We start from the raw sequence: 10,517 nt of genomic DNA, 5'->3' as shown, positions 1-10,517 counted from the left end.
ATGCCAGGAAAGTTCTGGAAAAAAAATTTGTCGCGATAAAAGTGGGTACACTGGCCTCTGACCGGGCTGATAAACGCGGTCCGTATAACCTGTTAAACCTGTGTTCTCACAACGTTTTGCAGCAAATTAATGCTACACTTTTCTGCTTTGCTACTGATGAATTAGGGCCATGACAGCATTGGACGCCGCAAAATCAACACCCTCTCACCGTCGCCTGAGCGGGGGCACACGCACCATTTTTTTGGTCAATGGACTGGGAATGTCAGCCTGGGCGCCACTGGTGCCCTATGCACGCGATCGCTTGCATTTAGATGGTGCTTCCCTGGGGGCCCTGTTGCTGTGTCTGGGTATCGGTTCATTACTCGCGATGCCGGTAACCGGCACGTTAGTGGCGCGCTTTGGCTGCCGGACAGTGATGATATTTTCAACGCTACTGGTGTTATGCATGATGCCGGTGCTCGCCACGGTGCAAACGCATCTTTTCATGGCCGCCGCGTTGATGCTGTTTGGTGCCGGACTGGGCATGCTGGACGTCGCCATGAATTATCAGGCCGTTGAAGTGGAAAAAGCGGCCGGCAAGCCGATGATGTCAGGCTTTCATGCTTTCTTTAGCCTGGGCGGTATTCTGGGCGCCGGGGCGGTCAGCCTGCTGTTGAGCCTGGCTTTGACGCCTCTGTTTTCCGTGCTGATTGTGATGGCCGTGATGATGGTGCTGTTGCTGTGGCGAGTGCCCACCTTTATGAATCAGCGTTTGCACCAACCCGATCAGCCGTGGCTGGTCATGCCACGCGGACGCGTCGCTTTTCTGGGTATGCTGTGTTTTATTCTGTTTTTAGCAGAGGGCGCCGTGCTCGACTGGGGCGCACTCCTGCTGTTGCAAAACCCTGTTATGACCACCGCGCATGCCGGGCTCGGTTACGCGCTGTTTTCCGTTGCCATGACGGTTGGGCGCTTTACCGGGGATAAAATTATTCATCGCTTCGGCCGTTATCCGGTCATGTTAGTGGGCGCGCTGGCGGCGGCATCAGGAATGGCATTAGCGGTGCTCCTCCCATGGCCCGAAGCTTCATTGCTGGCGTTCTTACTGGTCGGCTTTGGATTATCGAATACCGTGCCGATGTTGTTCAATGCGGCAGGTAACCAGCATGATATGCCGGCTAATCTGGCGATTTCTGCCATGACAACGTTGGGATATGCAGGTATTCTTTCTGGTCCGGCGTTGATCGGGTTCATTTCTCAATGGATTAGCCTTAGCGGTGCGTTTTTACTCATAGCACTGTTATTGTTGGCTGTGGCTGTCAGTGCGCGCAACGTTGCGCGATAATTCAGGTATCTGAGACGCTATGTTGTACAAGTTTCCGCTGACATCCGGCAATGTCACTCGCTTTTTTATCGTATTCAATCTGGTGCTGTTACTGGCGCTGGGCTTTATGGTGCAAAACTCCGTCAATGCCTGGTTGACCGACAAACGTTACGCCATGGCGGATATGGCGCGAGATATTCAGAAACGTATTGATGCCTACCGTTTCGTTACCTGGCAGATTTATGAAAACCTGTCGACCAGTGCCGCCGGTACACCTCCTGCCAGTAATCTGCAAGAGACGCGCCTGCGCCCGGATGTCTACTATCTGGAAAAAACGCGCCGCAAAACCGAAGCGCTGATTTTCGGGTCTCATGACAGCAGCACGCTGGATATGTCGATGCGAATGTCCAGCTATCTGGACACCTTATGGGGTGCAGAAACGCCGACCTGGTCCATGTACTTTTTAAATGGTCAGGACAACAGCCTGATCATGATCTCCACCCTGCCGTTGAAAGACATGACAACGCGTTACAAAGAGAATGCCATCAGTTCTCTGGTTGAGGCGCGGCGTGCTGAAATGCTGCAGCAAGCCAATGCGCTGGATGAGCGTGAAAGTTTTTCTCCCCTTCGCCATCTTGCCTTTCAGAACGACCATTATTTTACGTTGCGCACCACGTTTAATCAGCCCGGTCATCTGGCGACCGTGGTGGCATTTGATCTGCCCATCAACGACTTAATTCCCCTGAATATGCCGGTGGAGAATTTCCAGCTGCGTCAGGATGCCACGCTGAATAACAACGCCAGCAGCAATCAGGACGATGTTGAAACCACACAGGTAGCCCTGGTCAATCACGATATTGAAATCGCCGCCGCACTCCCCAGCACATCGCTACAGCTGGTTTACCGTGTGCCGCTCTTACGCCTGTTGCTCGACAGCGCGCATAATTTGATGTGGCCGCTGCTGATTAACCTGGTGCTGTTTTTACTCTCGCTTAGCGGCATGTTGTTGCTACGTCAGCAGTCTCTGCGACCCAGTGAGAATCAAAGCGCCGAGCTGGATTCGCTCCGGGTGCTCAATCAGGAGATTGTGGCCAGTTTGCCCGTTGGCCTGTTGGTCTATGATTTTGCCAATAACCGCACGCTGTTGAGCAATAAAATCGCTGAGCATCTTTTGCCTCACCTGAATCTGCAGAAAATCATCAATATGTCCGACCAGCATCAGGGCGTACTGCAAGCCACCATCAACAATGAAGTGTATGAGATTCGTCACGCACGAAGCGTGCTGTCTCCGCATACCCAATTGTTCATGATGCGCGATCAGGATCGCGAGCTGCTGGTGAACAAGAAACTGCAAAAAGCGCAACAGGTGTTAGATCGCAACCACCAGATGCGTCAGCAACTGCTGCATCATCTTGGTCACGCGTTAAATCAGCCGCTGGAAAAAATTGTCTCGCAGCTGGTGCACCTCAGCCAGCGAGACAATGACGAAAGCGTGCTGGATATTCTGGATGAGAGCCAGTCACTGGCACGTCTGGTCGACGATATCGTGCTGCTGAATCGCCTTGAAGCGCACGACTGGTCGCCTGACGCCAGTGTGTTTAATCTGCAGGAACTGCTGGACGAAATCGCGCTGGAAAGCCTGCCACTGCTGCGTCGTAAAGGGTTATCGCTGGTGGTGAATAATCATCAGCCAAACGATGAAGTACGCTTTGGCGATCGCCGTGCGCTGCGCAAAGTGCTGACGACGCTAATGCACTACGCCCTGATCACCACGCGCTGGGGCAAGATTACCCTTGAGGTAAAAACCGCCGAACAGCATCCTGACCGACTCTATATCGAGCTGGTGGACACGGGCGCTGGGCTCACGGTCGATGAACTGGCCAATGTCGATTTTCCGTTCCTGGGCGATACCAGCCAGGATCGTTATGGTCAGGCTTCGGGCATGGCTTTTTTCCTGTGCAAACAGCTGTGCAAGCAAATGGGCGGCAGCCTGGAAATCGTTGCCAAGGCGGACATTGGCACCCGATATAACATTCAGCTTCCGCTCACGCTTGAAGAGAAGCACGAAGAGGATGAAGAGAAAATTCTGGAAGGGATTACCGCCCTGGTTGAGATTGCCGTTGAAGACGTGCACAAGATCGTCTGTCGCCATCTGGAGAACTGGGGCGCACGCTGCCTGACGCCGGATGAACGTATCTCAGGCCAGGATCACGATGTACAGATTACTGACGATCCCAGCAAACTCAGCGGCTGGGCTTTATTGCTGGCGGAGGATGAACCCGGCCATTATGCTTTAAACGACCAACAGTACCGCGTCAATTTTAATCTCAGCAATGCATTACTTGATGCCTTGCTGGCACTGATTGAGAAGCAATTGTCCCACGATGTGATGGAGGATGACACTGAAGATGACGCCGGCACGGCACTGTTAAGTGGAGGCTATTTCCAGCTGTTCACGGAGACAGTACCGGATGATGTAAAGAGATTGTATACTGAGTCAGCGATATCAGATTATGCCTCGCTTGCTCAGACAGCTCATCGCCTTAAGGGCGTGTTTGCTATGCTCAATTTGACACCGGGCAAACAGCTTTGTGAAGCGTTAGAACACCACATCAAAGTATGTGACGATTCAAACATTAAAAATACCACCAGTAATATTGACGCTTATGTCAATCAACTGCTGCAGCAAGGTAACCAATAAGATGAATAACTTGAATGTAATTATTGCCGATGATCACCCAATTGTTCTTTTCGGTATCCGAAAGTCTCTGGAACAAATTGAGTGGGTTAACGTTGTAGGTGAATTTGAAGATTCAACGGCGCTGATCAACAACCTGTCCAAACTTGATGCGAACGTCCTGATCACCGACCTCTCTATGCCAGGGGAAAAATACGGCGACGGCATTACGCTGATTAAATATATCAAACGTCACTATCCCGATCTGTCCATCATTGTTCTGACAATGAACAATAACCCAGCCATTCTGAGCTCGGTGCTGGATCTGGATATTGAAGGCATTGTCCTGAAACAGGGAGCGCCAACCGATTTGCCAAAAGCGCTGGCGGCACTGCAGAAAGGCAAGAAATATACGCCGGAAAGCGTCGCCAAACTGCTGGAGAAAATCAGCGCAGGCGGCTATGGCGATAAACGTCTGTCACCGAAAGAGAGCGAAGTATTACGCCTCTTTGCTGAAGGTTTCCTGGTGACCGAAATTGCCAAGAAGCTGAACCGCAGTATTAAGACCATCAGTAGCCAGAAAAAATCGGCCATGATGAAGTTGGGCGTTGATAACGATATCGCCCTGCTCAACTATCTGTCGTCCGTCAGTGCGACACAAATCGATAAAGATTAAGTCTCCAGGCGGTGCGTTTCGCACCGCCTCTTTTCCCTGCTACCCTACCCGCGTTTTCCGTACCCGCTCTGCATAAATGCCCAGCGTGTTTTTCAACACGTCTAAGGTCACCGGCTTCGATAAACAGTTGTCCATCCCTGCATCCATGCAGCGCTGTTTTTCTTCTGCCAGCGCGTTGGCGGTGACGCCGACCACCGGGAACACGTGCCCCAGCTGGCGCAGCCGCTGCGTCAGGCGATAGCCATCCATATTCGGCATGTTGACGTCGGTAAGCACGATATCGATGTTATTACGACTGAGAACGTTTAACGCATCGACGCCGTCCTGAGCGGTTTTAACCTGATAACCCAGGGTGCCAAGCTGTTCTGACAGCAGCATACGGTTGATAGGATGATCGTCAACGATCAGTACCATAATGTCGTCATTATGAATTTTCTCTTCAACCGGACCGTCGAGCGCCAGGCCATCGTTCACCTCCGCGTCGACCGTAATCCGGTAAATGCGCGCCAGCAGCGTGGGTAACTCATGCAAAGTTGCCGTGCTGTGGATCCAGCGTCCCGTCTGAGGCTCACGAGGCATGTCCACGTGCGTACCGTCAAACGTGATAACCGCCCGCACCGGCACGTGGATGTCGGGCACGTAATCTGCCAGCACCACATCATCACTGCCCGGCTGGGCCTGATATTCAGCAACCTGGATACCATGCTGCTTCAGCAGCCGTTCAAGGTACTGCCCCAGATATTCATTGCGCATCGCCAGCCAGATTTTCTTATCCTGTAAGCCGTCCAGCAGAGGAATAGAAGGCTGTTTACCGTTGTAGATCGGAATTCGGACAATAAACTGGCTTCCCATCCCCGGCTCAGACTCAACCTCAATGTCACCGTCCATCATGTTGATCAGTTTTTCACAGATCGCCAGCCCCAATCCGGTACCCTGGAAATTACGCTGTACGCCGTTGCCCACCTGGAAAAAAGGATCAAACAGTCGGGTCAACTCTTTAGCCGGAATACCCACACCGGTATCGCGCGTACGGAATGCCAGATAGCCTTGTGTGACATAGGCATGCAGAATAATACAGCCCGTATGGGTGAATTTAATGGCGTTATTCAGCAGGTTAGAAATCACCTGCTGCAGTCGCAGAGGATCACCATCAAGTGCCTGCGGAACATCGTGCTCGATATAGCAGTAAAGCGTCAGGCGCTTCTTCACCACCAGCGAGAGATAATTTCCGACAATATGGGTGATCACTTCGCGCGGCGAGAAAGGCCGCGGCTCTATTTTCAACTGTTCCGATTCAATTTTGGAGAAGTCGAGAATATCGCTGATGATCTTCAGCAGCAGGCTGGAAGAGTTATTCATCGCGGTCACCAGCGAGTCTATGCCGCTCGGCAGCTGCCGCGTCTGCAGCAGATCCAGGTTACCAATGATGCCATACAACGGCGTACGAAGTTCGTGACTGACCGTTGCCAGGAACATGGATTTCGACTGGCTGGCCTGCTCTGCCGCGTGGGCCATTTCCTGTAAGGATTGCTCCATGCGCACGCGGGCAGATACATCTACCAGCACACAGATTGCCACGTTTTCATTGCGGTAGCGGGAATGCACAAAGCTGATTTGCAGGTTAGTATTACTGCCCGTCAGGACATCAACAAAGTTAACCTGCTGGCCGCCGATGATCTCATTTAATCGCTTACGGTCTTCCTGCGTCAGCAGCGTCAGATAGTTGTGTGCCAACTCGTTACTGAGAATATTGGTACCATCGCTGGTGCGTAAAATGCAGATCCCTACCGGCGCTGAAGCGACAATTTTCCGGTTGAACTGCTCGTGCTCTTCCAGCCGGTGTGCGTTTTCTTCCGCCGGCAAAAACATACGTCTCTCAAACAGCCAGGCAAGCGTGAACAGCAGGATGGCGCTCAGGATATTCAGCAACAGGGCATTGATCATCATTAGTTTGAGCTGATCGACCAGCACATCGGTAGAGACCGACCACACCACGTTAAGATTCGACGGTGGCAACGGTTTTTTCAGCACCAGTTGACGGTAACCGTCAAGGTAGCCAAACCAGGTTTTATCATCCGGCAATTCATTTAATGAAAAGCCCAAACCGCCCCGGCGCGAGGTCAGGAGCGGCGCGTAATTTTCATCCGTAATCGTCGCCGTGACGGGCAGGCTACCGGGCTGAATAAACGCATCAAGCTGGATATTTTGCTCGACGCCCAGCAGGGCCTGAAGTTTATCTGCCACGTAGATCGGCATGATAACAGACAAGTTCCCTACGCCTGGCTGGGCGCTACTGTTTACCCAGTAGACCGGGTTGCGACGCTCCTCTTCCGAACTGTTGCGGAAGCGCTGAAGGTTTTCCTGCAGTAGCTTGAGGCTGTTATCGCGGTTAACGTTGTTACCAATAGCAAAATCCGCCAGACACTTGTTATCGCCACCGATGAGGAACACCCGGTTGAGCTCATAAGATGAGGCGAAATGACTTCTCCAGTAATTAATATAGTTGCTGAGTGACTCCAGTGAGTTGCGCCAGGTCGCGCTCATGGCGGTGCAGTCATTACTGGAAAAAAGGGGGGTAAACTGCGGTTGAATCGTCTTTCCTGCCGCTGACCGATTCGAGGCCTCTCCCCCGCCGCTGGCGCTGGTGAGGTGGTTTTCAGCGATGAACTTAAGCTCGCGCATCTTGGCCGCTGAATGGCGAACGTACCAGTCAATTGTGCCGTAGTTGCCAGCAAATTCCTGCCGTACCTTGTTCTCTTTATCGTGGAGTACGCTAATGATGTAGAAGGTGGTCAGCACCGCGCCCAGTAGCCAGATTAGCAGCGCCAGCGCGCGAAACAGATAGCGCGAAATGCGAAGCGTCGTGCGGAAAGAGACTAGATATTTCAAAGGTAACTCGCAGGTGGCAAGGTTAGTCGCATCGTGGGATTTTTAATGCTCATACACTAGCTTTATCGCAGCAAAAAAGCCAGTCGGTGACGGGCACCCGGCGCAGTTTGGGACTTTTTGCCACTGAGGAAATCATCCTTTGCCAAACCCGCCGCAAAAAAAACGGCAGGTCGGGTGATCCCTGACCTGCCGTTGCACTTAACGTACGACGCGCTAATTACTCATCGTCGTCCGCTGCGGGTACGTAATCGTCGTCACTGTCGACTTCAGGTACGATATCGTCATCCCCTTCCGCCACGCTGCCGTCGATGGAGTCGAGCTCCTCTTCTTCCACCGGCTCAGCCACGCGTTGCAGTCCGACCACGTTCTCGTCCTCTGCCGTACGAATCAGAATCACACCCTGGGTGTTACGGCCCACGATGCTGACTTCAGACACACGGGTTCTCACCAGGGTGCCGGCATCGGTGATCATCATGATCTGATCGCTGTCGACCACCTGCACTGCACCAATCACCGGGCCATTGCGCTCGGTCACTTTGATGGAGATTACGCCCTGCGTCGCACGGGACTTGGTTGGATACTCACTGTTCGCGGTACGCTTACCGTAGCCGTTCTGCGTCACGGTGAGAATGGCGCCCTCTTCACGCGGCACAATCAGGGAAACCACACGATCGTTTTGCGCCAGCTTGATACCGCGTACGCCCGAGGCCGTACGGCCCATGGCACGCACGGCAGATTCAGCGAAGCGAACCACTTTACCGGCGGCCGAGAACAGCATCGCCTCGTCGTTACCGTTGGTCAGCGCTACGCCAATCAGCTCGTCATCATCGCGCAGGTTAATGGCGATGATGCCGGCGCTGCGTGGACGGCTGAACTCCTGCAGACCGGTTTTCTTCACCGTGCCGCTCGCGGTTGCCATAAAGATATTGAAGCCTTCGGTATATTCGCGCACAGGCAGAATCGCTGTGATACGTTCATTCGCTTCAAGCGGCAACAGGTTGACGATTGGACGTCCACGTGCCCCACGGCTGGCTTCCGGCAGCTGGTAAACCTTCATCCAGTAGAGTCGGCCACGGCTGGAGAAGCACAGAATCGTATCGTGGGTGTTTGCCACCAACAGACGATCGATAAAATCTTCTTCTTTAATGCGGGCGGCAGACTTGCCTTTGCCACCGCGACGCTGCGCTTCGTAATCACTCAGCGGCTGATATTTTACATAGCCCTGATGCGACAGCGTGACGACCACATCTTCCTGATTGATCAGGTCCTCGATGTTGATGTCTGCGCTGTTCGCAGTGATTTCCGTGCGGCGCTCATCGCCGAACTGATCGCGCATCAGTTCCAGCTCTTCACGAATGACTTCCATCAGGCGCTCAGAACTTCCCAAAATGTGGAGCAACTCCGCAATTTGATCCAGCAGCTGTTTGTATTCATCCAGCAGCTTTTCATGCTCAAGCCCGGTCAGTTTCTGTAAGCGTAAGTCCAGAATGGCCTGAGCCTGCTGTTCAGTCAGGTAATATTTACCCTCACGAATACCGAACTGCGCTTCCAGCCACTCCGGGCGGGCAGCATCATCACCGGCACGCTCCAGCATGGCTGACACGTTGCCCAGATCCCAGGATTGTGAGATCAGGCCCGCTTTCGCTTCGGCAGGCGTGGGCGCACGGCGGATCAGCTCAATGATCGGATCGATGTTAGCCAGCGCAATCGCCAGGCCTTCAAGGATGTGCGCACGATCGCGCGCCTTGCGCAGTTCAAATATAGTACGGCGCGTGACCACTTCACGACGATGGCGAACGAAGGCTTCCAGAATCTCCTTCAGTGCCATAATCTTCGGCTGGCCCTGATGCAGCGCCACCATGTTGATGCCGAAAGAGGTTTGCAACTGAGTCAGGGAATAGAGGTTATTGAGCACCACCTCACCAACCGCATCGCGCTTGATTTCAATGACAATACGCATGCCGTCTTTGTCAGACTCATCACGCAGCGCACTGATGCCTTCAACGCGTTTTTCTTTCACCAGCTCGGCGATTTTCTCAATCAGGCGCGCTTTGTTCACCTGATACGGCAGTTCGTGAATGATGATGGTTTCACGCCCGGTTTTGGCGTCCACTTCCACTTCACCACGGGCACGGATATACACTTTACCGCGACCGGTGCGATAGGCTTCTTCAATGCCGCGGCGACCGTTAATGATGGCCGCTGTCGGGAAGTCAGGCCCCGGAATATGCTCCATCAGCCCTTCGACGCTGATGTTTTCATCTTCGATATAGGCGAGACAGCCATTGATCACTTCACGCAGGTTGTGCGGTGGAATGTTGGTTGCCATGCCGACTGCGATACCGGACGAACCGTTGACCAGCAGGTTAGGAATTTTGGTGGGCAGAACTTCAGGGATCTGCTCGGTGCCGTCGTAGTTCGGAACGAAATCAACGGTCTCTTTTTCCAGGTCAGCTAACAGGTCGTGGGCGATTTTGGACATGCGCACTTCGGTATAACGCATCGCCGCAGCGGAGTCGCCGTCGATGGATCCGAAGTTGCCTTGACCGTCCACCAGCATGTAACGCAGGGAGAAAGGCTGGGCCATACGTACAATGGTGTTGTAAACGGCAGAATCACCATGGGGGTGATATTTACCGATAACGTCACCGACGACGCGGGCAGATTTTTTATAGGGTTTGTTCCAGTCATTACCCAGTTCGCTCATCGCGTATAGTACGCGGCGATGTACTGGCTTCAGGCCATCACGCACATCGGGTAAAGCTCGGCCAACGATGACCGACATGGCGTAATCGAGGTAAGAATTTTTTAACTCTTCTTCGATATTAACCGGTGTAATTTCTCTCGCAAGGTCGCTCATGGAGCCGCTATCCCTCTACTAATCCCGGATTTTAAAGGTGCGAAAGTATATCACACCGCAATTCGCTGGTGAACGTTAACCACTTTATTAAGGTGCTTTTCCTCAAGTTGAT

The 10,517-nt window shown here is 52.9% G+C and carries 5 protein-coding genes; 3 read left to right on the top strand and 2 right to left on the bottom strand.

Going from position 1 to position 10,517, the window contains the following annotated elements:
• Positions 1–169: 169 nt before the first annotated feature.
• Genes GKC68_RS07585 through rcsB form a run of 3 tightly spaced genes read left to right on the top strand, consistent with a single transcriptional unit; the run spans position 170 to position 4,656 of the window.
• On the top strand, positions 170–1,324 hold the full coding sequence (locus GKC68_RS07585) for an MFS transporter (protein WP_342656726.1): 1,155 nt from the start codon (positions 170–172) through the stop codon (positions 1,322–1,324).
• A 19-nt stretch (positions 1,325–1,343) separates the two neighbouring features.
• Positions 1,344–4,004 (top strand): phosphotransferase RcsD, encoded by a 2,661-nt coding sequence (rcsD, locus tag GKC68_RS07580; protein WP_058706918.1) that lies wholly within the window; start codon positions 1,344–1,346, stop codon positions 4,002–4,004.
• Between the two features lies 1 nt (position 4,005).
• A complete protein-coding gene (gene rcsB / locus GKC68_RS07575) occupies positions 4,006–4,656 on the top strand; it encodes a response regulator transcription factor RcsB (RefSeq protein WP_014605387.1) in 651 nt (216 codons plus the stop codon).
• 39 nt (positions 4,657–4,695) lie between these two features.
• Here rcsB and rcsC read toward each other — a convergent pair whose 3' ends face one another.
• Positions 4,696–7,545, bottom strand: a complete 2,850-nt coding sequence (rcsC, locus tag GKC68_RS07570) for a two-component system sensor histidine kinase RcsC (protein ID WP_342656725.1) — start codon at positions 7,543–7,545, stop codon at positions 4,696–4,698.
• A 217-nt stretch (positions 7,546–7,762) separates the two neighbouring features.
• Positions 7,763–10,405, bottom strand: coding sequence for a DNA topoisomerase (ATP-hydrolyzing) subunit A (gyrA, locus tag GKC68_RS07565; RefSeq protein ID WP_342656724.1), 2,643 nt, complete (start codon positions 10,403–10,405; stop codon positions 7,763–7,765).
• Positions 10,406–10,517 lie beyond the last annotated feature (112 nt).

This window comes from Pantoea sp. RSPAM1 (genome assembly GCF_038816185.1).
In the GTDB taxonomy this organism is placed as follows: Bacteria; Pseudomonadota; Gammaproteobacteria; order Enterobacterales; family Enterobacteriaceae; genus Pantoea; species Pantoea ananatis.
Note: the sequence above shows the minus strand (reverse complement) of the source record. Positions and strands in the feature narration are given on the sequence as shown.

Coding starts and splice junctions, on each gene's coding strand:
- GKC68_RS07585 (WP_342656726.1), top strand. CDS start 170: ATGACAGCATTGGACGCCGCAAAATCAACACCCTCTCACCGTCGCCTG.
- rcsD (WP_058706918.1), top strand. CDS start 1,344: ATGTTGTACAAGTTTCCGCTGACATCCGGCAATGTCACTCGCTTTTTT.
- rcsB (WP_014605387.1), top strand. CDS start 4,006: ATGAATAACTTGAATGTAATTATTGCCGATGATCACCCAATTGTTCTT.
- gyrA (WP_342656724.1), bottom strand. CDS start 10,405: ATGAGCGACCTTGCGAGAGAAATTACACCGGTTAATATCGAAGAAGAG.